We start from the raw sequence: 21,301 nt of genomic DNA, 5'->3' as shown, positions 1-21,301 counted from the left end.
GCTTCGAAGTTCCAGTGGTCGCGCTACGACACCATCCAGCGGTCCGGCCGCGCGTCCCTGCGCCCCGTCCGTGACCTCTCGGCCTGCCCCCGCAGCAACTCCGCCGCCTCCTGTGCGTCCCGCAGCCGGGCTGTCACGGTCTTGTTGGCCCCCGTGTCCACATGGACGTCGGCGACGCGCCACAGCCGCTTCCACGGCCCCTGAGCCAGCCGTACGCTCTGCACCTTCGCGTGTGGCACGAGCGCGAGGCTGCGACGCAGCAGCCCGTGCCGGGCGGCGAACACCGTGTCGGTGACGGCGAGTCCGTAACCCCGCCACCACACCGGAACGCACCGTCCGGCACGCCGCGGCGGCCGTGACAGCGACGCGGCCTCGGGCACGGTCACCCCGGGCAGCACACGCGCGACGACCGACTCGGCGACCGCGCGCGGGGCAACCGGTACCAGCACGGAGTTGGACGACCCGGCCACGTCCAGCTCCACCCGCACCCATCCGCGGCGCCGCCACATCAGCGGCTCCACGATCCGCACGGTCTGCACGCGGCCGGGCGGCACCGTCTCGTGCGTACGGTCGAGCAGCCCGTGGTCGATGCGCAGGCCGTCCGGCGACTCGCCCACCTTCCAGTCGTACTCGCCGACGAACCGGCCCACACTGGTGGCGCCCGCTGCTCCCAGCAGCGGCACGCCGGTCGCGAGCACCGTCCACACGCTGTGGGTGGCCAGCCACAGCACCGTCGGGACGACGAGTGCGGCGACCAGGGAGCCCCAGGTGGCGCCCGTCAGCACGACGGAGATCGCAAGGTCGAGCGGGGGCGTGCGCAACAGTTCGCGCACCGGTGCCTCGCCGACCTCGTGCGCCGTCTCGGGCGCGAACCCGGCGGCGCGCGCGAGCAGTTCGGCGCGCAGCGCACGCGCCTCGCGCTCTCCCAGGAAGGCGAGTTCGTCCTTCTTGTCGGTGCCTATGACGTCGAGTTTGAGCTTGGCGACGCCCGCCACGCGTGCGAGGAGCGGCTGAGTGACGTCGACGGCCTGGATGCGTTCCAGCCGGATGTGCGCGGTGCGGCGGAACAACAGGCCGGTACGGATGCGCAGTTCGGTGTCCGTCACCGCGAAGTGCGTGAACCACCAGGTCAAAAAGCCGTACAGGGCGGCGGCCGGGACGAGTACGGCGAGTGCGATCAGGAGGGTGGTGGTCGTCAGCCTCGTCAGCTGGCGCTGCGCCTGGTCCGGGTCGTGCACCGCCCACCCGATGATGACGGCCACCGGCGCCCACGCCCGCCTCAGAGGCGTCACGGGGTGCAGACGCCGCTCGGTGACGGGCTTCTTCTCGCGTACGGCGTCGTCGACGCCCGGCGCGGTCACAGGCCCGCCGATCGGGCCTCGCCGAGTTCGGTGAGCCGGTCGCGCAGGCGTTCCGCCTCGGCCGGTTCGAGGCCCGGGATGGTCGCGTCGGTCGCGGCGGCCGCCGTGTGCAGCTGCACGCTGGCCAGCCCGAAGTGCCGCTCCACGGGCCCGGAGGTCACCTCGACCAGCTGCATCCGGCCGTACGGCACCACGGTCTCCTCGCGCCACAGCACGCCCCGGCTGAGCAGCAGGTCGTCGGCCCGCTCGGCGTACCGCCAGGAGCGCCAGTTGCGGCCGAGCAGCACCCAGCCCCAGGCCATGAGCGCGAGCGGCAGCAGAGCGAAGGCCGCCCAGACGGGCCGGGCGAGCATCCCGAGCAGCAGGCCGACGGCGAGGGCCAGCAGCCCCAGCCACACCACCAGCAACAGCCGGCGCATCCGCAGCAGACCGGGGGGCAGCCCGATCCACACCGGCTCCGCCGAGTGGTCCTCCGTTGTCCCCGTGTTGTGCGGGCTCCCCGTCTCCATACGGCCAGCGTACGTAGGAGAGACTGTGTCCATGACTCCTACGACGGAGACCATGGTCGGTATCGGCGGCGCCGCGGAGAGCACCGACATGGTGCTCAACATCGGACCGCAGCACCCGTCCACACACGGTGTGCTCAGGCTGCGGCTGGTGCTGGACGGCGAGCGCATCGCGCACGCGGAGCCGGTGATCGGCTACATGCACCGCGGCGCGGAGAAGCTCTTCGAGGCGCGCGACTACCGCCAGATCATCATGCTCGCCAACCGCCACGACTGGCTGTCGGCCTTCTCGAACGAGCTCGGCGTGGTGATCGCCGTGGAGCGCATGCTCGGCATGGAGGTGCCCCCGCGCGCGGTGTGGACGCGCACGCTGCTCGCGGAGCTCAACCGGGTGCTCAACCACCTGATGTTCCTGGGCTCGTACCCGCTGGAGCTCGGCGGCATCACCCCGGTCTTCTACGCGTTCCGGGAGCGCGAGGTCCTCCAGAACGTCATGGAGGAGGTCTCCGGCGGCCGTATGCATTACATGTTCAACCGCGTCGGCGGCCTGAAGGAGGACCTGCCGGCCGGATGGGCCTCACGCGCGCGTGGCGCCGTCGCCGCCGTGCGCTCGCGCATGGACGTGTACGACGACCTGGTGCTCGGCAACGAGATCTTCCGGGGGCGTACGCGGGGTGTCGGCGCGCTGGCGCCGGAGGCCGTTCACGCGTACGGCGTGAGCGGGCCGATCGCGCGCGCCTCGGGCGTCGACTTCGACCTGCGCCGCGACGAGCCGTACCTCGCGTACGGGGAGCTGCAGGACACCCTGAAGGTCGTGACGCGGCAGGAGGGCGACTGCCTCGCCCGCTTCGAGGTGCTCCTGGAGCAGACCCACGTCGCCCTGGACCTCGCCGACGCCTGCCTTGACCGGCTGGCCGACCTGCCGCCCGGGCCGATCAACCAGCGCCTCCCCAAGGTCCTGAAGGCGCCCGAGGGCCACACGTACGCGTGGACCGAGAACCCGCTCGGCATCAACGGCTACTACCTCGTCAGCAAGGGCGAGAAGACCCCGTACCGGCTGAAGCTGCGCTCGGCCTCGTACAACAACATCCAGGCCCTCACCGAACTCCTGCCGGGGACGCTGGTCGCGGACATGGTGGCGATCCTGGGGTCGCTGTTCTTCGTGGTCGGGGACATCGACAAGTAGGGCCGACCGGGCAGCCGGGGCGAGTGGGTCCGGAATGCCAACCGTCCGGAGCGGTCAGTCGACGAGTGGGTCCGGAATTCCAACCGGCTGCAGCAGCCAGCCGAAGTCGCCGAGGCCGCCCGGAGCGGTGAGTTCGGCGGCTTCGCCGGCGCTCGCGAGGGCGCGTACGTATGCGGCGGGCTGTGTGGACGCGAGCGTGAGCGGGGGGCGTGCGCCTGCGATGCCCAAGGCGCGCAGGGCGTCGAGCTGGCGCAGCAGGCGCGCACTGGATGTCGTACGCGCCTCTGAGCGTGCCGTGCGCGCCTCTGTCTCTGTCTCTGCCTCTGGCTCCGCCCCCGCCTCCGCGCGCGCCGCGCACGCGTCCAGTGCGACATGCGCCGTGATGTCGCACGAGCCGTCCGGCACGGGTGCCGTCTCGCGCCCCGCGCGGAAGCCGGTGAGCGTTCCGAACAGGGGGCGTGCGTCCAGGGTGTGCGCGTAGTCGACGGCGACCGCGAGCCCCCGGTCGAGCGAGGAGACCGCGGCCGCCCAGGCCTCGTCCCTGGGGAGCCCGATCTCGGCCCGCAGTCCCTGCTCGGTGGTCAGCGGCCACCACCGGGCGAGCCATTCCGCCTCCGCACCGCCTACGGGCTCCCCGAGCCGTTCGGTCCCGTCCTGCCGTACGAGCACCCGCCGCGGTACGCCCGTCGAGTCCACCTCGGCGATGTCCACCGGTACGTTGTCCAGCCACTCGTTGGCGAACAGCAGCCCGGTGACTCCGTGCGGCGGTTCGGTGAGCCACTCGATCCGGTCGTCCAGGCCTTCGGGGCGGTCGGCGACTTCGACGGCGTACGCGCGCGTGCGGGCGATCACGTCGTCGGGCAGCGCGGCGAGCACACCGCTGACCAGCTCGCCCCGCCCCGCGGCCATGTCGACGAACGCGAGCGAACCGGGCCGGTCCAGGGCGGCGTCGACCCGGCACAGCAGCCGGGCCACGGCCTCGGCGAACAGGGGTGAGGCGTGCACGGACGTACGGAAGTGCCCGGCCGGACCCTCGGGCCTGCGATAGAAGCCGCCGGGCCCGTACAGGGCGGCCTCCGCCGCCGCCCGCCAGCCCTGCCACCGGCCCGATGTCTCTCCCGTCACCGGCTCAGGCTAAGCGCACGGGAGAGCGGGGCCTCCACCTTGCGGAGTATGCGCGCCCGGCGCGGATCGGTCCTCCGGTTGACCCCTGCACGCATCGCGCTTCCCTACGCTGGGTTACGTGCAGCGCCTCTATGACTTCCTCCGCAGGCACCCGACAGGGGTCGACAGCTTCTGGGCCGTCTTCCTGTTCGGGATCTCGGTGGTGGGCGAGTTCGCCCGTCAGGAGGCCAGGGGCACCGACTCGCCGGCAGTGATCGTTCCGATCGTGCTCCTGTTGTGCCTGGTGATCGCGCTGCGCCGCCGCATGCCGGAGAAGATGCTGCTGCTGACGATCGGGCTCGGTGTGGCGCAGGTGGCGCTGAACGTCGAGACGACGCCCGCCGACTTCGCGATGCTGGTGATCGTCTACACGGTGGCCGCGACGGGCGCCCGGTGGGCCTCCCGGCTCGCCCTGGCCGTGGGCCTGTGCGCGGCCCCAGTGGCACAGCTGCGCTGGCCGAACGAGCACAGCGGCACTCTGGGCAACCTGGCGATCGTGGTCTTCCAGACGGTCCCGTTCGCGCTCGCCTGGGTGCTCGGCGACTCGATCCGCACCCGCCGCGCCTACTTCGCGCAGCTGGAGGAGCGCAACGCCCGCCTCGAGAAGGAGCGCGAGGCGCAGGCCAAGGTCGCGGTCGCCGCCGAACGCGCCCGGATCGCACGCGAGTTGCACGACGTCGTCGCGCACAACGTGTCGGTGATGGTGGTGCAGGCCGACGGCGCCGCCTACGTCCTGGACGCCGCCCCCGACCAGGCGAAGAAGGCCCTGGAGACCATCTCCTCCACCGGCCGCCAGGCCCTCGCCGAGATGCGCCGCCTGCTCGGCGTGCTGCGCACCGGCGAGCACAAGGAGGTCGGCGAGTACGTTCCGCAGCCCGACGTCGAGCAGATCGACGAGCTGATCGAGCAGTGCCGCACCTCCGGCCTGCCCGTCGACTTCAAGGTCGAGGGCACCCCGCGCCCGCTGCCCAGCGGCGTCGAGCTCACCGCGTACCGCATCGTGCAGGAGGCGCTGACGAACACGCGCAAGCACGGCGGGCCCAACACGGGCGCGAGTGTGCGCCTCGTCTACTTCGACGACGGCCTCGGCCTGCTCGTCGAGGACGACGGCAAGGGCGCCCCGCACGAGCTGTACGAGGAAGGCGGCGCCGACGGCCAGGGTCACGGCCTGATCGGCATGCGCGAGCGGGTCGGTATGGTCGGGGGCACCCTGGACGCGGGTCCGCGCCCCGGCGGTGGGTTCCGGATCAGCGCGCTGCTCCCGCTGAAACCCGCCCACTGACGCCTACGCACGTCCGGTGTTGACACCTGTAACGCCGCCCGCCGACGAAAACCGCCGCACAACGTGAACCGCCGCAACGAACGAGAACGGAAGAGGTCTCGATGACGATCCGCGTGATGCTCGTGGACGACCAGGTGCTGCTGCGCACCGGGTTCCGGATGGTGCTCGCAGCCCAGCCGGACATGGAGGTCGTCGCGGAGGCGGGGGACGGCGTCGAGGCCCTTCAGGTGCTGCGCGCGACAGCCGTCGACGTGGTGCTGATGGACGTCCGCATGCCGAAGCTCGACGGCGTGGAGACCACCCGCCGCATCTGCTCGGAGCCCGAACCGCCGAAGGTGCTGATCCTGACCACCTTCGACCTCGACGAGTACGCCTTCTCGGGGCTGAAGGCGGGCGCCTCCGGCTTCATGCTCAAGGACGTGCCGCCCGGCGAACTCCTCGCCGCCATCCGGGCCGTGCACAGCGGCGACGCGGTGGTGGCCCCGTCGACCACGCGCCGCCTGCTCGACCGGTTCGCGCCGATGCTGCCGAGCGCCGGCAAGGATCCCCAGCACAAGGAGCTGGAGCGGCTCACCGAACGCGAGCGCGAAGTCATGATCCTGGTCGCGCAGGGCCTGTCCAACGGCGAGATCGCGGCCCGGCTCGTGCTGTCCGAGGCGACCGTGAAGACCCATGTCGGCCGCATCCTGACCAAGTTGGGGCTCAGGGACCGGGTGCAGGTGGTGGTCCTGGCGTACGAGACGGGGCTCGTGCGCGCGGGCGGACACGGCTGATCCACAGGGGCGTACCCCTCGCGTGAACCGGTGCGCACCACGGTCCGCGCAGGTCCGCGCATGCTCCTGCGGATCGACGGCCTCTTCGGGTGCGGCACCGCTCGACCGTGCCGAAGACGGCCGATCGCATCGCTGTGCTCGGCGGGCTGACGCTGCGGCCGGACAACGAGGGCGCTTGCGCGGCATGATCCGCCGGGCAGGCCCTAGCGGAGGATCCCCTCCAGGAAGTCGCTGCCCAGGCGGGCCACCACCGTCACGTCCAGCTGGTGCAGGACGTACCGGCCGCGGCGGCGGGTGGTGATGAGTCCCGCCTTCTTCAGCACGCTCAGGTGCCGGGATATCTCGGGAGCCGTCATGCCGTGCACCTGCGCCAGCTCGCCCGTGGTGTACGCGCTGCGGGCCAGATGGCGGCACAGGCGCATCCGGACGGGGTGGGAGAGCGCCGTCATCCGCAGGGCCAGCTGTTCGACCGAGGGCGGCGCGGCGAGCTCGGGGGTGCCGACCGGGTAGTGCAGCACCGGCTGCCAGCCGTACCGGTACAGGACGCTGAGATGCGGCCAACCCAGGCTCGTCGGGACGAGCAGCAGGCCGCCGTCCGCCGTGGCCGTACGGGCGTCGGCCAGTTTGTCGACCGTGATCCGCGCGGCGGACTCGTCGAGCGCCACGGCCGGGGACACCGCGGTCAGCGCCTCGGCGAGGCCCCTGTGCCGCAGGAGGTCCGTCTTGTGGCGGGCGTCCGCCGCGAGCTGGTGGCGCAGCCGGGACCAGGCCTCCGCGAAGAACGCCTCGTCGCAGTCCTCCACGAACTGCCTGAACCAGGCTCGGATCAGCGGCGGGTCGGCCAGCAGCCGCTCGCTGAACCGCACCTGCTGCGGCCCGCGGGAGGCGGCCAGATCCAGCGCGCGTCGGCGCACCACGGCGTCGGAGAGGATGGCCGGCGCCGGCGAGTCGTACGGCAGCGCGCACGTGAACTCCAGGGCCGCGTCCACGAACTGCTCGTCCGTCAGCTTGTCCAGCAGGTCCAGGTCCTCGGCGAGCGTGGCGCCCGGCAGCGTGCTTCTGCCCGGGATGCCGGCGAACGGCAGGAACAGGTCCGAGAACGTCGTCCGCCACAGGAAGTCCGCCTCGCACATCCGGTCCGCCAGCTGCGAGTCGAGCCGGGCCGTCACGCTCGTCACCCAGCCCTGAAGGCCCGGGTGGTGTCCCGGCTCGGAGAGCGCATGCAGCGCCATACCGAGCTCGCCCAGCGGCGAGGGCACGGCGGTGACCCTCTCCGGCCGCAGCCCCGCGATGTCGATGTGCACGCTCATGACCTCATGGTGCACTCCGCCACTGACAACGCCGTCGTCGTTTGACGGCCGCCGTCAATCGACGCGACGCCACCGCCGCACCGGCGCAACCTGGGACCACCGGGGCAGCCGCGGAGCCTACGGATCCCTGTATCCACGTATCCACGTCCCGAGAAGGCGATCACCCATGAGCATCACCCAGCAGTACCTCCTCGACACGTACCGCGCCCGGAAGCTCGGCGAGCCCGCGCCGCCCGCTCCCGGCGCCCATGACTGGCAGGTCGTGCGCGAGTGGCGCGACGAGCGGCAGTTCCGTGCGGTCGTCGCCGGCCGGCCGGCCCACGGGCGGATACGGCCGGCCCTGGGCCGATGGCTGCGTCTGCGTCTGCGGCCGCGTTCTACCGGCTGACCTCCGGCTCCTCGCTCGATTCCGGCTGGTCGCCGACCTCTGCGTTCTTGGCCTGCTCGTCGGTCTGCTTGTGGGCCTCCTCGGTGAGCCGGGCGACGAATTCGGCGACCGCCGCCTTCACGTCCTCGGCCGTCCACTCCAGGCCCGCGGCCCGTACAGAGACCTCGGTGACGGCCAGCCCCGGGCCCTTCGGATCCCAGGCGTCCGAGAACAGGACGGTGCCCGTCTCCTCGGCGTGCCGGACGGCGGCCTCCGCGGCGACGTCGGGGTCGTACGGCAGCCAGACCTGGAACTCGTTCGTGTGCGGCCGCTCGGGGTGGACGCGCATCCACGGCACCCCGGCCGCCGCGAACCCCTCGCGCAGCGCGTCGGCGACCACGCGCGCGTGGGCCACGTACTCGGGCAGCCGGGGCAGTTCCCGCTCCAGGCCGGCGAGGGCCGACAGCACCGTCGGGAACTGCTGGAAGATCTGGCCGCCGTACCGGTGCCGCCAGGCCTTCGCCTCGTCGATCAGCGTCTTCGGGCCCGCGATCGCCGCGCCGCCGAAGCCGTCCAGGGACTTGTAGAACGACACGTACACGCTGTCCGCCAGGCCCGCGATCTCGTCCAGGGGCCGGCCGAAGTGGACGGTGGACTCCCACAGACGCGCGCCGTCGAAGTGCACTACGGCGTCCCTCTCGTGCGCGGCCTCCACGATCTCGGTGAGCTCCTCCCAGGAGGGCAGCACGAAACCGGCGTCCCTGAGCGGCAGCTCGAGCATCAGCGCCCCGAAGGGCTCCTCGAATTCACGTACCTGGTCGGCGGTCGGCAGCCGCGGCTCGCCGGTCACACGCACCGGACGCAACCCGCTGACCTGGCTGAACGCGTTCCGCTCATGCACCTCGGGGTGGGCCAGCGCATGCAGGGCGACCGTCGGGTTGCCGGTGCGGCCCGCCCAGCAGCGCAGTGCCACCTGCTGGGCCATGGTGCCCGTCGGGAAGAACGCGGCGGCCTCCTTGCCGAGCAGTCCCGCGACCTTCTCCTCCAGGGCCTCGACGACACCGTTGCCGTAGATGTCCGACGGCTCGTCCAGGTCGTACAGGTCCTGAGCGCTCTCCAGCAGCGCCAGGCGCTCCCGGAGCGTGCCCAGGAAACCGGGGCGCGCGAGGACGCGCTCCGCACTCCGGCACGCGCTGATGCGCCGCTCACGGCGTCGCTTGCGCCGTTCCGCATCCGACATCTGATCCTCGTCCGGCATCTGTTCGGGCTGCCCCTCGACCTGCTCCGCCGCATCGCTCATGCCTCGGATCATGCCTGGCGCGGGTCCGGGCGAGCACTCGGTTTTCCACAGGTTTTCCCGTGTGCAGGTGCCGTGCGGAAACCCACAGCCTGTGGACAACCGAACGCCTCTCGAACCGATCGCGTTAACATGACGAGAAATCGTCCGGTACCCGGAGCGGACTGGAACGGGAAGGCCGCCGTCGCGTGAGTACAAGCCAACAGCCAGACCCCAGGGACCGCCCCGCGCGGCTCACCGTCGGCGTTGTCGGAGCCGGTCGGGTGGGCCCCGCGCTGGCCGCGTCCCTCCAGCTTGCCGGGCACCGTCCGGTGGCCGTCTCGGGAGTCTCCGACGCCTCTCGGAGGCGGGCCGCGGAGATGCTCCCCGACGTGCCGCTCATGCCGCCCGCCGAGGTGCTGGAGCGCGCCGACCTGGTGCTGCTCACCGTTCCGGACGACACCCTGCCCGGACTGGTGGAGGGGCTCGCCGAGACCGGGGCCGTGCGGCCGGGCCAGCTGCTCGTGCACACCTCCGGACGGTACGGTGCCAAGGTCCTGGACCCCGCCCTGCGCGCGGGCGCGCTGCCGCTGGCCCTGCACCCGGCGATGACCTTCACGGGCACGCCGGTGGACGTCCAGCGCCTGGCCGGATGCTCTTTCGGGGTCACCGCGCGCGAGGAGCTGCGGCTGGCCGCCGAGGCCCTGGTCATCGAGATGGGCGGCGAACCGGAGTGGATCGCCGAGGAGATGCGCCCGCTGTACCACGCGGCGCTCGCGCTGGGCGCGAACCACCTGGTGACACTGGTCGCCCAGTCCATGGAGCTGCTGCGCGAGGCGGGCGTCGAGGCCCCCGACCGGATGCTCGGCCCGCTGCTCGGCGCCGCCCTCGACAACGCCCTGCGCTCCGGCGACGCGGCCCTGACCGGCCCCGTCGCGCGCGGGGACGCCGGTACGGTCGCCGCGCACGTCGCGGAGCTGCGCAAGTACGCCCCGCAGACCGTCGCCGGTTATCTGGCGATGGCACGGGCCACCGCGGACCGCGCGCTCGCCCACGGGCTGCTGAAGCCGGAACTCGCCGAGGACCTCCTCGGAGTGCTCGCCACCGGGACCAACGGCGCCGAGGGAGACGCCCGATGACCACCACCCTGCTGCGCACCGCCGCCGAACTGCACGCACGCACGCGTGCGGGCCGCCGCGCCGTCGTGATGACCATGGGTGCCCTGCACGAGGGCCACGCCACCCTGATCCGCACCGCGCGAGAGATCTCCGGACCCGGCGGCGAGGTGGTCGTCACCGTCTTCGTGAACCCCCTGCAGTTCGGCGCGGGCGAGGACCTCGACCGCTACCCGCGCACCCTGGACGCGGACCTCAAGGTCGCCGAACAGTCCGGCGCGGACGTCGTGTTCGCCCCGTCCGTGGACGAGGTCTACCCGGGCGGCGAACCCCAGGTCCGCATCAGCGCGGGCCCCATGGGGGAGCGCCTGGAGGGTGCCTCGCGCCCCGGCCACTTCGACGGCATGCTCACGGTCGTCGGCAAGTTGCTGCACCTCACCCGCCCCGACGTCGCCCTGTTCGGCCAGAAGGACGCCCAGCAGCTCGCCCTGATCCGCCGCATGGTGCGGGACCTCAACTTCGGCATCGAGATCGTCGGCGTACCCACCGTGCGCGAGGACGACGGCCTCGCTCTCTCCAGCCGCAACCGATTCCTCTCGCCCGAGCAGCGGCGCACGGCGCTCAACCTCTCCCGCGCGCTGTTCGCGGGCAGCGACCGGCATGCCGCCCAGGAGGCGCTGCGCGCGCGGGCCCGCGAAGTGCCCGCCACGCACGCGCGTGCCGAGGCCCTCAGCGCCATAGGGGAGTCCCGCGCGGCCGCCGACGCGCACGCCGTCGCGAAGGCGCTCCCGGGCGCCCCGTCGGCCGTCCGCGCGGCCGCCCGGCTGGCCCTCGACGAGGCCGCGCGGCTGTCTCCGCCGCTCGAACTGGACTATCTGGCCCTCGTCGACCCGTCCGACTTCACCGAGATCGACGACGACTTCACCGGTGAGGCCGTCCTCGCCGTCGCCGCCCGGGTCGGGGCGACCCGGCTGATCGACAACATCCCGCTCGCTTTCGGAACCTTCGGAGCCGCCTCGTGACCAGCACAGGCATACGACTGCACGCGCCCGCCCCCGGGTGGTCCATCGCCGCCGACGTGGTGGTCGTCGGCTCCGGGGTGGCCGGCCTCACCGCGGCCCTGCGCTGCGAGGCCTCGGGCCTGCGGACCGTCGTCGTCACCAAGGCCCGCCTCGACGACGGCTCCACCCGCTGGGCCCAGGGCGGCGTCGCCGCGGCCCTCGGCGAGGGCGACACCCCCGAACAGCACCTGGACGACACCCTGGTGGCGGGCGCGGGCCTGTGCGACGAGGAGGCCGTCCGGATCCTCGTGACCGAGGGCCCGGACGCCGTGCGCCGGCTCATCGCGACCGGTGCCCACTTCGACGAGTCCGAGGACGGCGACCTGGAGCTCGCCCGCGAGGGCGGCCACCACCGCCGCCGCATCGCGCACGCCGGCGGCGACGCGACCGGCGCGGAGATCTCCCGGGCCCTGGTCGAGGCGGCACGCGCGCGTGGTGTGCGCACCATCGAGAACGCGCTCGTGCTGGACCTGCTGACGGACACCGACGGCCGTACGGCGGGTGTGAGCCTGCACGTCATGGGCGAGGGCCAGCACGACGGCGTGGGCGCCGTGCACGCCCCCGCGGTGGTCCTCGCGACCGGCGGCATGGGCCAGGTCTTCTCCGCGACCACCAACCCCTCGGTGTCGACCGGCGACGGTGTGGCGCTCGCCCTGCGCGCGGGCGCCGAGGTCTCCGACCTCGAGTTCGTGCAGTTCCACCCGACGGTGCTGTTCCTGGGCGCCGACGCCGAGGGCCAGCAGCCCCTGGTCTCCGAGGCCGTACGCGGCGAGGGCGCCCACCTGGTCGACGCCGACGGCGTGCGCTTCATGGTCGGGCAGCACGAGCTGGCCGAGCTCGCGCCCCGGGACATCGTCGCCAAGGGCATCATGCGCCGCATGCAGGAGCAGGACGCCGGGCACATGTTCCTCGACGCCCGGCACTTCGGCGCCGACATGTGGGAGCACCGCTTCCCGACGATCCTCGCCGCCTGCCGCGCCCACGGCATCGACCCGGTCACCGATCCCATCCCGATCGCCCCGGCGGCCCACTACGCCTCCGGAGGCGTCCGCACGGACTCCCGGGGCCGCACGACCGTCCCGGGCCTGTACGCGTGCGGCGAGGTCGCCTGCACGGGCGTGCACGGCGCCAATCGGCTCGCCTCGAACTCCCTCCTCGAGGGCCTCGTCTACGCCGAGCGCATCGCCGCCGACATCACGGCGACCCACGCGGACAGCGGCCTCCACGCGCGCGTGCCCGAACCGGTCGAGCACCCCGAGACGCCCGCGCACCCCCTCCTCGCCCCCGAGGACAGGTTCGCGATCCAGCGGATCATGGCCAACGGCGCGGGCGTCCTGCGCTCCGCAGAATCCCTCGCCAAGGCCGCCGAACAGCTCCAGCAGCTGCACGCCGACGCCCGCGACGCCCTCGACGAGAACGGCAAGACCGCCGAGCCCGGCGTCGACACCTGGGAGGCAACCAACCTCCTGTGCGTGGCCCGCGTCCTGGTCGCCGCCGCCCGGCTGCGCGAGGAGACCCGCGGTTGCCACTGGCGCGAGGACAACGCCGACCGCGACGACACGGCATGGCGCCGCCACATCGTCGTACGGCTGAATCCGGACCGCACCCTCGCCGTACACACCACCGATACCGCAGACTTCCCCCCTACCCGGCAGCCCCTCCAGGAGCAGTGACAGAAGTGAGCACCCCCGACCTCCCCCTCGCGTCGAACGGCGGCTGCGGCGACGGCTGTGCCTGCGGCGCGGACACCGACGCGGAATATCTGGAGTGCGGGCTCGACCCCGCGCTCGCGCAGCTCTTGGCCGACGCCGGACTCGACCCCGTGGAGGTCGAGGACATCGCCAACGTCGCCATCCAGGAGGACCTCGACCACGGCGTGGACGTGACCACCGTCGCGACCATCCCCGAAGAGTCCGTCGCCACCGCCGACTTCACCGCACGCGAGGCGGGCGTCGCGGCGGGGCTCAGGGTCGCCGAAGCGGTGATCTCCGTGGTCTGCACGGACGAGTTCGAGGTCGAGCGGCACGTCGAGGACGGCGACCGGGTGGAGGCCGGGCAGAAGCTCCTGTCGGTCACCACGCGCACGCGTGACCTGCTCACCGCCGAACGCAGCGCGCTCAACCTCCTGTGCCGCCTGTCGGGCATCGCGACCGCCACGCGCGCGTGGGCGGACGTGCTGGAGGGCACGAAGGCGAGGGTCCGCGACACCCGCAAGACGACGCCGGGGCTCAGGTCCCTGGAGAAGTTCGCCGTGCGCTGCGGGGGCGGGGTCAACCACCGCATGTCGCTGTCGGACGCGGCACTCGTCAAGGACAACCACGTCGTCGCCGCGGGCGGCGTCGCACCGGCCTTCAAGGCCGTACGGGAGGCCTTCCCGGACGTGCCGATCGAGGTCGAGGTCGACACCCTGCACCAGCTGCGCGAGGTCATCGACGCCGGCGCCGACCTGATCCTGCTGGACAACTTCACGCCCGGCGAGTGCGAGGAGGCGGTGGCCCTCGTCCACGGCCGCGCCGCCCTGGAGGCGTCGGGCCGGCTCACGCTGGACAACGCGCGGGCGTACGCCGAGACCGGCGTCGACTACCTCGCCGTAGGAGCCCTGACCCACTCCTCGCCGATCCTCGACATCGGTCTCGACCTGCGAGCGGCGGAGTAGGTACCGGCCATGCTGCTGACGATCGACGTAGGGAACACGCACACCGTCCTCGGCCTGTTCGACGGGGACGACATCGTCGAGCACTGGCGCATCTCCACGGACGCGCGCCGCACGGCGGACGAGCTGGCGGTGCTGCTGCAGGGCCTGATGGGCATGCACCCGCTGCTCGGGGACGAGCTGGGCGACGGCATCGACGGGATCGCGATCTGCGCGACCGTGCCGTCCGTGCTGCACGAGCTGCGCGAGGTGACGCGCCGGTACTACGGCGACGTGCCCGCGGTGCTGGTGGAGCCGGGCGTGAAGACGGGCGTCCCGATCCTGACCGACAACCCCAAGGAGGTCGGCGCCGACCGCATCATCAACGCGGTGGCGGCGGTCGAGCTGTACGGCGGTCCCGCGATCGTCGTGGACTTCGGTACGGCGACGACGTTCGACGCGGTGTCCGCGCGCGGGGAGTACATCGGCGGCGTCATCGCGCCCGGCATCGAGATCTCCGTCGAGGCGCTCGGCGTCAAGGGCGCGCAGCTGCGCAAGATCGAGGTGGCCCGCCCGCGGAGCGTGATCGGCAAGAACACGGTCGAGGCGATGCAGTCCGGGATCATCTACGGGTTCGCCGGGCAGGTCGACGGTGTCGTCGGCCGGATGGCGCGGGAGCTGGCGGAGGATCCGGACGACGTGACGGTCATCGCGACCGGCGGACTTGCGCCGATGGTCCTGGGGGAGTCGTCGGTGATCGACGAGCACGAGCCGTGGTTGACGCTGGTCGGGCTCCGGTTGGTGTACGAGCGGAACGTGTCGCGGATGTGAGGACGGTGGGCCTCGGCGTAACCGAGTGGGCCGGTTGCGCGACACTCGTCCACGTATGGCGAAATATGTCGAATTTGTCTGATTAGCGCGTATCGTCGCCGCATGCCCACGCCATACGGATCTCGCGGCGGCATGGCGTTCGGCGTGGAGGAGCTGCGTGTGCTCCGCCGCGCTCTCGCCCTCGCCCTTCAGCCCGGCCCCACTCCCGCCGAGGACGTCCAGGACTGTCTCCGCCTCGCCGAGTCGCTGGACGAGGCGATGCGGGAGGGCGCCAGGCTGCGCGCCTTCCTGGTGGCCGACCTCGCGCGTTACCGAGCCGCCCTGCCCGGCACCGCCGCCGGGTACCTCGTCCTCCTCGAGGAGGCGCTGGCGGCCGGATACCGCCCGGACCCCGACGACCTGTCCGCCCTCCGGGCCCTGCGCGGCAACCCGGCCGCATCCGTCCTCCTGGGGCGCTGCCGGATGCTCGCCGAGCAGGACGTACGCGCCCGCCTCGCGCGCGGTACGTCGCGCCCGGCCACCCCGACCGTCCCGGCCGCCCGCACCCGCCTCACGGCCCTTCCCGGCGGCCTTGTCGGTACCGGGGCGGACCCTGCCGAGGACGTGGACCGGGATCCCGCCAGGAAGCCCGAGAAGAAGCCCGCCCAGAAGCCGGCCACTCCCAAGCCGGCTCCCGCCCCGGCGACCCCGAAACCGTCCCGTCCCATCCCGACCCCGGGCGAGGTCTTCCCGCGCCGCAAACCGACCCCGCCGTCCGGCTCGAATCCGCCCAGGCACCTCGCCGCGGGCTGAGAAGCCCCGAACCGTCCGGAACTTCCCCAACCCCGCCCCGCCCGCCCTTCCGCCCCGTGGCTACCCTGGACGCATGGACTACGTCTCCGCGCTTGTGCCCCCGGTCGTCATGGCTGTGTTCTTCATCGGCGTGATCCGGGTGATCGTGAAGACCCAGGGCGGGGCCAACAAGGCCAAGGAGGACGCGGCCGTCGACGCCGTTCTCGCGCGCGCGGAGGGGGCCCGGCAGGGCTCCGCGAAGACCGACGGCTGAGCCCTCCCCGACGCCGCTCCCTCGGCGCACGACTCCCGCGCATGCTCGCGCTTTCCGAGTCGTGCGCCCTTTTTGTCACCGTTTGTGATCGAAAGCGCCCGTCCAGCAGGCTGTGAAGGAGTTCTCCCACTATTGTGCTGAACTGTGCCTCGCCCATTGGGAGAACTCGAAGACGCGGTCATGACGCGGGTGTGGAAGTGGAACCGCCCGGTGACCGTTCGAGAAGTCCTGGAAGATCTTCAGCAGGAACGGTCCATCGCATACACCACGGTGATGACCGTTTTGGACAATCTCCATCAGAAGGGCTGGGTACGCCGTGAGGCGGAAGGCCGGGCCTATCGATATGAGGCGGTCTCCACCCGGGCCGCCTACGCGGCCGCTCTGATGAACGACGCCTGGTCGCAGAGTGACAACCCCGCGGCTGCTCTCGTCGCCTTCTTCGGGATGATGAGCGAGGAACAGCGACGGGCTCTCAGAGACGCTGTACGCATCGTCCAAGGCCCGGAAACAGCCGAAGCGACCTCGGATACCGGCGGCGATACCGCCGATGAGAACCCCGGGTCGGCGCCGGAGGACGACGGGCGATAGCGTCCGCACATGTCAGCAGAGAGTCCTGATGGCCCCGAAGGCCCCGAAGTCAGCGCTAAAGCCATCACTGTCCGGCGGGCGCGTACCGGCGATGTCCCGGCCGTGCGCCGACTCCTTGACACGTACGTCCGCGGCCGCATCCTGCTCGACAAAGCAACGGTGACGCTTTACGAGGACATCCAGGAGTTCTGGGTCGCCGAACGGGACGACAACGCCGAGGTGGTCGGCTGTGGTGCGCTGCACGTGATGTGGGAAGACCTCGCGGAAGTCCGCACTCTCGCGGTGAAGCCCGGCCTGAAGGGCGCCGGTGTCGGGCATCAAGTGCTGCAGAAGTTGCTGCACACCGCACGTTGGCTGGGTGTTCGTCGCGTTTTCTGTCTGACCTTCGAAGTGGACTTCTTCGCCAAGCACGGCTTCGTCGAGATCGGCGAGACGCCCGTCGACACCGATGTCTACGCGGAGCTACTGCGTTCCTATGACGAGGGCGTAGCAGAGTTCCTGGGTCTCGAACGGGTGAAACCGAACACCTTGGGCAACAGCCGGATGCTTCTGCATCTGTGATCAGCGATCACCGGGGCGTATTCCGCCGAGTCCTGCCCCGGTTCCCTATGTCCGAAACGCGCATGTTTCCGGACCGGGCGGACTGTCTGTCTCGCGCTTGCTCTCTCAGTCAGTCCCGCAGTCAGTCCCGCAGTCAGTCCCGCAGTCAGTCCCGCAGTCAGTCTCTCCGAGGGGTTTGTGTTTTTCCGGCAAAAGCGGTTTGCTTTCCGACGTACTGCAGTACTGCATATAACAGGGGACGGCGAAACGGCGGACGCCGCAGACCCCAGGCCCTCAAGTATTGGATGAAAGGAAATCCGGTGGCACAGAAGGTTCAGGTCCTTCTTGTCGACGACATCGACGGCGGCGAGGCAGACGAGACCGTCACGTTCGCGTTGGACGGCAAGACGTACGAGATCGATCTCACGACCGCCAATGCGGACAAGCTCCGTGGCCTTCTCGAGCCTTACGTGAAGGGTGGTCGTCGTACCGGAGGCCGTGCTTCGGGCGGGCGCGGAAAGGCGCGCGCCGCTTCCGGTGGCAGCCAGGACACCGCGCAGATCCGCGCGTGGGCGAAGGAGAACGGATACGAGGTCAACGACCGCGGCCGTGTTCCCGCGTCCATCCGCGAGGCCTACGAGAAGGCCAACGCCTGATCGCTGGGCTACGGCAGGGTCAACGGCCGGGCGCACGCGCGCCGCAGCCGCAACCGGTGGCAGTGCGTCGCCACCGTGTCCACGAGTCGTACGAGATCGGGGGCGCCCCCACCGCCCCCCACGGCCGACATCAGCGTCGGCAGCGAGGCCTCGACCTCGCACCCAGGCTCGGGGGGTCGCAACCATACGGCGGCCCCCTGCAGGGCGCCCGAGCGGTCCGCGGGCCGTACATCGGCCGGCTCCGGCCCGGGGGGCAGCGGCGCGTCCATGGCGCCGCCCTCACCGGTGGCCGTCAGATCGAGTGTGAGCGCGCCCCACTCCAGCCAGTCCAGCAGCCCCGGCAACTCCTCCGCGCTGCCCGCGGCCACCAGCAGCCGCATCCGGTCGCCCTGCACGGCCACCGGAGAGCCCGGCGCGAGATGGCGCAGGCCCGCCCGGCCCGCCTCGGCCGGGACGTCCAGGACGTCGAAACGGTCGCCCACGCGCAGCCGTACCGGGGATCCGGGGCTTTCCGCAGGTGCGGGCACTGTCGCCCAGCCCAGTTCGTTCTCGTACCACCGGCGGGCTCGATCGCCCGGATCGAGCGGCTGCCGGGGGAGCGGGATTGTGAGGAGGCTGCCAACCATGCCAAGTGCAACCGTCCGAAAGGGCCGCGAGTTACGCTGGGTGTTCCGGCAGCTGCGCAGAGTGCCGGAAATGGGGGCGCGCGGGGGTGCGGGGTGGTGCAAGGTTGTTCGCCCATAGCGGAGGGAACCGGTGCACGCGGCATGGAGTGTCAGTGCCGGCGGGTAAGACATCCCTAGTGGGAGGGGGCGACACGCAGGGCAGGGCGTCTCACGTTCGCCATCGGCGTACTGATGGTGAGGGTAACCACCTGGCCTGCGGGAACATCGTCTCGCACCATCGGGTTGGAGCAGATGTCGGCGTTCGGGGTCAGGAGGCCATCGACGGTGTCGGCAGTTGGAATGAGCGGTCCCCGCTTGCGGGACTAAGCTGCGGAAGGACAGGGAGGGGAAGTTCCCCCCACTGCCTGACCGCTCTGAGGAGCGATTAACGATGTTCGAGAGGTTCACCGACCGCGCGCGGCGGGTTGTCGTCCTGGCTCAGGAAGAAGCCCGGATGCTCAACCACAACTACATCGGCACCGAGCACATCCTCCTGGGCCTGATCCACGAGGGTGAGGGTGTCGCCGCCAAGGCCCTTGAGAGCCTCGGGATTTCGCTCGAGGCGGTCCGCCAGCAGGTGGAGGAGATCATCGGGCAGGGGCAGCAGGCCCCGTCCGGGCACATCCCCTTCACCCCCCGTGCCAAGAAGGTCCTGGAGCTCTCGCTCCGCGAGGCCCTTCAGCTGGGCCACAACTACATCGGCACGGAGCACATCCTGCTCGGCCTGATCCGTGAGGGCGAGGGCGTCGCCGCCCAGGTCCTGGTCAAGCTGGGCGCTGATCTCAACCGGGTGCGGCAGCAGGTCATCCAGCTGCTCTCCGGTTACCAGGGCAAGGAGACCGCCGCCGCCGGCGGGCCTGCCGAGGGCACGCCCTCGACGTCCCTGGTCCTCGACCAGTTCGGCCGGAACCTCACCCAGGCCGCTCGTGAGTCCAAGCTCGACCCGGTCATCGGGCGCGAGAAGGAGATCGAGCGGGTCATGCAGGTGCTGTCCCGCCGCACCAAGAACAACCCGGTCCTGATCGGTGAGCCCGGCGTCGGCAAGACCGCCGTCGTCGAGGGTCTCGCCCAGGCCATCGTCAAGGGCGAGGTGCCCGAGACCCTCAAGGACAAGCACCTCTACACCCTCGACCTCGGCGCGCTGGTCGCCGGCTCCCGCTACCGCGGTGACTTCGAGGAGCGCCTGAAGAAGGTGCTCAAGGAGATCCGCACCCGCGGCGACATCATCCTGTTCATCGACGAGCTGCACACGCTGGTCGGTGCGGGTGCCGCCGAGGGCGCCATCGACGCCGCTTCGATCCTGAAGCCGATGCTGGCCCGCGGTGAGCTGCAGACCATCGGTGCCACCACGCTGGACGAGTACCGCAAGCACCTGGAGAAGGACGCGGCCCTCGAGCGCCGCTTCCAGCCCATCCAGGTCGCGGAGCCGTCCCTGCCGCACACGATCGAGATCCTCAAGGGTCTGCGTGACCGGTACGAGGCCCACCACCGCGTCTCCATCACGGACGAGGCCCTGGTGCAGGCGGCGACGCTCGCCGACCGGTACATCTCGGACCGCTTCCTGCCGGACAAGGCGATCGACCTGATCGACGAGGCCGGTTCCCGGATGCGCATCCGCCGGATGACCGCGCCGCCGGACCTGCGCGAGTTCGACGAGAAGATCGCGGGCGTGCGCCGCGACAAGGAGTCCGCGATCGACTCGCAGGACTTCGAGAAGGCCGCCTCCCTCCGCGACAAGGAGAAGCAGCTCCTGGCCGCCAAGGCCAAGCGGGAGAAGGAGTGGAAGGCCGGCGACATGGACGTCGTCGCCGAGGTCGACGGCGAGCTGATCGCCGAGGTCCTCGCGACCGCCACCGGCATCCCGGTCTTCAAGCTGACCGAGGAGGAGTCCTCGCGTCTGCTGCGCATGGAGGACGAGCTCCACAAGCGGGTCATCGGCCAGGTCGACGCCGTCAAGGCGCTCTCGAAGGCGATCCGTCGTACGCGTGCGGGCCTCAAGGACCCGAAGCGTCCCGGTGGTTCGTTCATCTTCGCCGGCCCGTCCGGCGTCGGTAAGACCGAGCTGTCCAAGGCCCTCGCCGAGTTCCTCTTCGGTGACGAGGACGCGCTGATCTCCCTCGACATGTCGGAGTTCAGCGAGAAGCACACGGTCTCGCGTCTCTTCGGTTCGCCCCCCGGATACGTGGGCTACGAAGAGGGCGGCCAGCTGACCGAGAAGGTCCGCCGCAAGCCGTTCTCCGTCGTCCTCTTCGACGAGGTCGAGAAGGCTCACCCGGACATCTTCAACTCGCTGCTGCAGATCCTGGAGGACGGTCGCCTGACCGACTCCCAGGGCCGGGTCGTGGACTTCAAGAACACGGTCATCATCATGACGACCAACCTCGGTACCCGGGACATCTCCAAGGGCTTCAACCTGGGCTTCGCGGCCTCGGGTGACAAGAAGTCGAACTACGAGCGCATGAAGAACAAGGTCTCGGACGAGCTCAAGCAGCACTTCCGTCCCGAGTTCCTCAACCGCGTCGACGACGTGGTCGTCTTCCCGCAGCTGACGCCCGCGGACATCCTGCGGATCGTCGACCTGATGATCGGCAAGGTGGACGAGCGCCTGAAGGACCGGGACATGGGCATCGAGCTCTCCCAGTCCGCCAAGGAGCTGCTGTCCAAGAAGGGTTACGACCCGGTGCTGGGTGCGCGTCCGCTGCGTCGCACCATCCAGCGCGAGATCGAGGACACGCTGTCCGAGAAGATCCTCTTCGGCGAGCTGCGTCCCGGTCACATCGTGGTCGTGGACACCGAGGGCGAGGGCGAGACCCAGACCTTCACCTTCCGCGGTGAGGAGAAGTCGGCGCTGCCCGACGTCCCGCCGATCGAGCAGGCCGCGGGTGGGGCCGGTCCCAACCTGAGCAAGGAGGCGTAAGCCTCACGGCGACGCCAGAAGGGGCC

Annotated in this window: 21 protein-coding genes; 15 read left to right on the top strand and 6 right to left on the bottom strand. The window is 71.1% G+C overall.

All coding sequences use genetic code 11. The annotated features are described in order from the left end of the window. Positions 1–23: 23 nt before the first annotated feature. Both OG303_RS22940 and OG303_RS22935 read right to left on the bottom strand, forming a co-directional pair. Positions 24–1,361: a PH domain-containing protein gene (locus OG303_RS22940; RefSeq protein WP_405870498.1), complete on the bottom strand. Its 1,338-nt coding sequence runs from the start codon at positions 1,359–1,361 to the stop codon at positions 24–26. Further along, entirely contained in the window at positions 1,358–1,870 is a 513-nt protein-coding gene (locus OG303_RS22935; protein WP_405870497.1) for a PH domain-containing protein, read from the bottom strand. The genes OG303_RS22940 and OG303_RS22935 overlap by 4 nt, the downstream gene beginning before the upstream one ends. A gap of 31 nt (positions 1,871–1,901) precedes the next feature. Here OG303_RS22935 and OG303_RS22930 point away from each other — a divergent pair, with 31 nt between their 5' ends. Then, positions 1,902–3,053, top strand: coding sequence for an NADH-quinone oxidoreductase subunit D (locus tag OG303_RS22930; RefSeq protein ID WP_405870495.1), 1,152 nt, complete (start codon positions 1,902–1,904; stop codon positions 3,051–3,053). 54 nt (positions 3,054–3,107) lie between these two features. On the opposite strand, the gene OG303_RS22925 is transcribed toward OG303_RS22930, so the two are convergent. After that, positions 3,108–4,178, bottom strand: coding sequence for an SAM-dependent methyltransferase (locus OG303_RS22925; RefSeq protein WP_405870493.1), 1,071 nt, complete (start codon positions 4,176–4,178; stop codon positions 3,108–3,110). A 118-nt stretch (positions 4,179–4,296) separates the two neighbouring features. Between OG303_RS22925 and OG303_RS22920 the strand changes: the two genes are divergently transcribed. Both OG303_RS22920 and OG303_RS22915 read left to right on the top strand, forming a co-directional pair. Further along, positions 4,297–5,499: a sensor histidine kinase gene (locus OG303_RS22920; protein ID WP_405870492.1), complete on the top strand. Its 1,203-nt coding sequence runs from the start codon at positions 4,297–4,299 to the stop codon at positions 5,497–5,499. Between the two features lie 101 nt (positions 5,500–5,600). Continuing rightward, positions 5,601–6,272, top strand: a complete 672-nt coding sequence (locus OG303_RS22915; RefSeq protein WP_405870490.1) for a response regulator — start codon at positions 5,601–5,603, stop codon at positions 6,270–6,272. A gap of 203 nt (positions 6,273–6,475) precedes the next feature. Here OG303_RS22915 and OG303_RS22910 read toward each other — a convergent pair whose 3' ends face one another. Then, positions 6,476–7,582 carry a DUF5937 family protein gene (locus OG303_RS22910; RefSeq protein ID WP_405870489.1) on the bottom strand — a complete coding sequence of 369 codons (1,107 nt, stop codon included), beginning with the start codon at positions 7,580–7,582 and terminating at the stop codon, positions 6,476–6,478. A gap of 166 nt (positions 7,583–7,748) precedes the next feature. Here OG303_RS22910 and OG303_RS22905 point away from each other — a divergent pair, with 166 nt between their 5' ends. Next, positions 7,749–7,970, top strand: a complete 222-nt coding sequence (locus OG303_RS22905; protein WP_405870488.1) for a hypothetical protein — start codon at positions 7,749–7,751, stop codon at positions 7,968–7,970. Here OG303_RS22905 and OG303_RS22900 read toward each other — a convergent pair. After that, positions 7,960–9,249 (bottom strand): threonine aldolase family protein, encoded by a 1,290-nt coding sequence (locus tag OG303_RS22900; RefSeq protein ID WP_405870487.1) that lies wholly within the window; start codon positions 9,247–9,249, stop codon positions 7,960–7,962. The two genes, OG303_RS22905 and OG303_RS22900, sit on opposite strands and share 11 nt — an antisense overlap. A 185-nt stretch (positions 9,250–9,434) precedes the next feature. Here OG303_RS22900 and OG303_RS22895 point away from each other — a divergent pair, with 185 nt between their 5' ends. The 10 genes from OG303_RS22895 (at position 9,435) to OG303_RS22850 (ending at position 17,693) form a co-directional block, all read left to right on the top strand. Beyond that, positions 9,435–10,364 (top strand): Rossmann-like and DUF2520 domain-containing protein, encoded by a 930-nt coding sequence (locus OG303_RS22895; RefSeq protein WP_405870486.1) that lies wholly within the window; start codon positions 9,435–9,437, stop codon positions 10,362–10,364. After that, positions 10,361–11,362, top strand: a complete 1,002-nt coding sequence (gene panC, locus OG303_RS22890; protein WP_405870484.1) for a pantoate--beta-alanine ligase — start codon at positions 10,361–10,363, stop codon at positions 11,360–11,362. Before OG303_RS22895 ends, panC begins: the two co-directional genes overlap by 4 nt. Next, positions 11,359–13,074, top strand: coding sequence for an L-aspartate oxidase (locus OG303_RS22885; protein ID WP_405870483.1), 1,716 nt, complete (start codon positions 11,359–11,361; stop codon positions 13,072–13,074). Before panC ends, OG303_RS22885 begins: the two co-directional genes overlap by 4 nt. 5 nt (positions 13,075–13,079) lie before the next feature. Next, on the top strand, positions 13,080–14,057 hold the full coding sequence (gene nadC, locus OG303_RS22880; protein WP_405870481.1) for a carboxylating nicotinate-nucleotide diphosphorylase: 978 nt from the start codon (positions 13,080–13,082) through the stop codon (positions 14,055–14,057). Between the two features lie 9 nt (positions 14,058–14,066). Then, positions 14,067–14,864: a type III pantothenate kinase gene (locus tag OG303_RS22875; protein ID WP_405870480.1), complete on the top strand. Its 798-nt coding sequence runs from the start codon at positions 14,067–14,069 to the stop codon at positions 14,862–14,864. A gap of 132 nt (positions 14,865–14,996) precedes the next feature. Next, on the top strand, positions 14,997–15,656 hold the full coding sequence (locus OG303_RS22870; protein ID WP_405877424.1) for a hypothetical protein: 660 nt from the start codon (positions 14,997–14,999) through the stop codon (positions 15,654–15,656). A gap of 73 nt (positions 15,657–15,729) precedes the next feature. Beyond that, complete coding sequence (locus OG303_RS22865; RefSeq protein ID WP_405870478.1) at positions 15,730–15,909, top strand: hypothetical protein; 180 nt, start codon at positions 15,730–15,732, stop codon at positions 15,907–15,909. A 156-nt stretch (positions 15,910–16,065) separates the two neighbouring features. After that, positions 16,066–16,497, top strand: coding sequence for a BlaI/MecI/CopY family transcriptional regulator (locus OG303_RS22860; RefSeq protein ID WP_405870477.1), 432 nt, complete (start codon positions 16,066–16,068; stop codon positions 16,495–16,497). A 9-nt stretch (positions 16,498–16,506) separates the two neighbouring features. After that, positions 16,507–17,058: an amino-acid N-acetyltransferase gene (locus OG303_RS22855; protein ID WP_405870475.1), complete on the top strand. Its 552-nt coding sequence runs from the start codon at positions 16,507–16,509 to the stop codon at positions 17,056–17,058. A gap of 299 nt (positions 17,059–17,357) precedes the next feature. Then, positions 17,358–17,693: an Lsr2 family protein gene (locus tag OG303_RS22850; protein WP_030942666.1), complete on the top strand. Its 336-nt coding sequence runs from the start codon at positions 17,358–17,360 to the stop codon at positions 17,691–17,693. Positions 17,694–17,701: 8 nt separating this feature from the next. On the opposite strand, the gene OG303_RS22845 is transcribed toward OG303_RS22850, so the two are convergent. Next, a complete protein-coding gene (locus OG303_RS22845) occupies positions 17,702–18,319 on the bottom strand; it encodes an SCO3374 family protein (protein ID WP_405870473.1) in 618 nt (205 codons plus the stop codon). Positions 18,320–18,749: 430 nt separating this feature from the next. Between OG303_RS22845 and OG303_RS22840 the strand changes: the two genes are divergently transcribed. After that, on the top strand, positions 18,750–21,275 hold the full coding sequence (locus tag OG303_RS22840) for an ATP-dependent Clp protease ATP-binding subunit (RefSeq protein ID WP_405870471.1): 2,526 nt from the start codon (positions 18,750–18,752) through the stop codon (positions 21,273–21,275). The last annotated feature ends 26 nt before the right edge of the window (positions 21,276–21,301 follow it).

This window comes from Streptomyces sp. NBC_00005, from assembly GCF_045160215.1.
In the GTDB taxonomy this organism is placed as follows: Bacteria; Actinomycetota; Actinomycetes; order Streptomycetales; family Streptomycetaceae; genus Streptomyces.
This window is presented reverse-complemented; position numbering and strand designations above follow the sequence as displayed.

Excerpts from the sequence above, each read along its gene's own strand:
- OG303_RS22915 (WP_405870490.1), top strand. The coding sequence starts at position 5,601 with ATGACGATCCGCGTGATGCTCGTGGACGACCAGGTGCTGCTGCGCACC.
- panC (WP_405870484.1), top strand. The coding sequence starts at position 10,361 with ATGACCACCACCCTGCTGCGCACCGCCGCCGAACTGCACGCACGCACG.
- OG303_RS22900 (WP_405870487.1), bottom strand. The coding sequence starts at position 9,249 with ATGAGCGATGCGGCGGAGCAGGTCGAGGGGCAGCCCGAACAGATGCCG.
- OG303_RS22910 (WP_405870489.1), bottom strand. The coding sequence starts at position 7,582 with ATGAGCGTGCACATCGACATCGCGGGGCTGCGGCCGGAGAGGGTCACC.
- OG303_RS22845 (WP_405870473.1), bottom strand. The coding sequence starts at position 18,319 with ATGGTTGGCAGCCTCCTCACAATCCCGCTCCCCCGGCAGCCGCTCGAT.
- OG303_RS22935 (WP_405870497.1), bottom strand. The coding sequence starts at position 1,870 with ATGGAGACGGGGAGCCCGCACAACACGGGGACAACGGAGGACCACTCG.
- OG303_RS22855 (WP_405870475.1), top strand. The coding sequence starts at position 16,507 with ATGTCAGCAGAGAGTCCTGATGGCCCCGAAGGCCCCGAAGTCAGCGCT.
- OG303_RS22905 (WP_405870488.1), top strand. The coding sequence starts at position 7,749 with ATGAGCATCACCCAGCAGTACCTCCTCGACACGTACCGCGCCCGGAAG.
- OG303_RS22865 (WP_405870478.1), top strand. The coding sequence starts at position 15,730 with ATGGACTACGTCTCCGCGCTTGTGCCCCCGGTCGTCATGGCTGTGTTC.
- OG303_RS22840 (WP_405870471.1), top strand. The coding sequence starts at position 18,750 with ATGTTCGAGAGGTTCACCGACCGCGCGCGGCGGGTTGTCGTCCTGGCT.
- OG303_RS22875 (WP_405870480.1), top strand. The coding sequence starts at position 14,067 with ATGCTGCTGACGATCGACGTAGGGAACACGCACACCGTCCTCGGCCTG.
- OG303_RS22930 (WP_405870495.1), top strand. The coding sequence starts at position 1,902 with ATGACTCCTACGACGGAGACCATGGTCGGTATCGGCGGCGCCGCGGAG.
- OG303_RS22870 (WP_405877424.1), top strand. The coding sequence starts at position 14,997 with ATGGCGTTCGGCGTGGAGGAGCTGCGTGTGCTCCGCCGCGCTCTCGCC.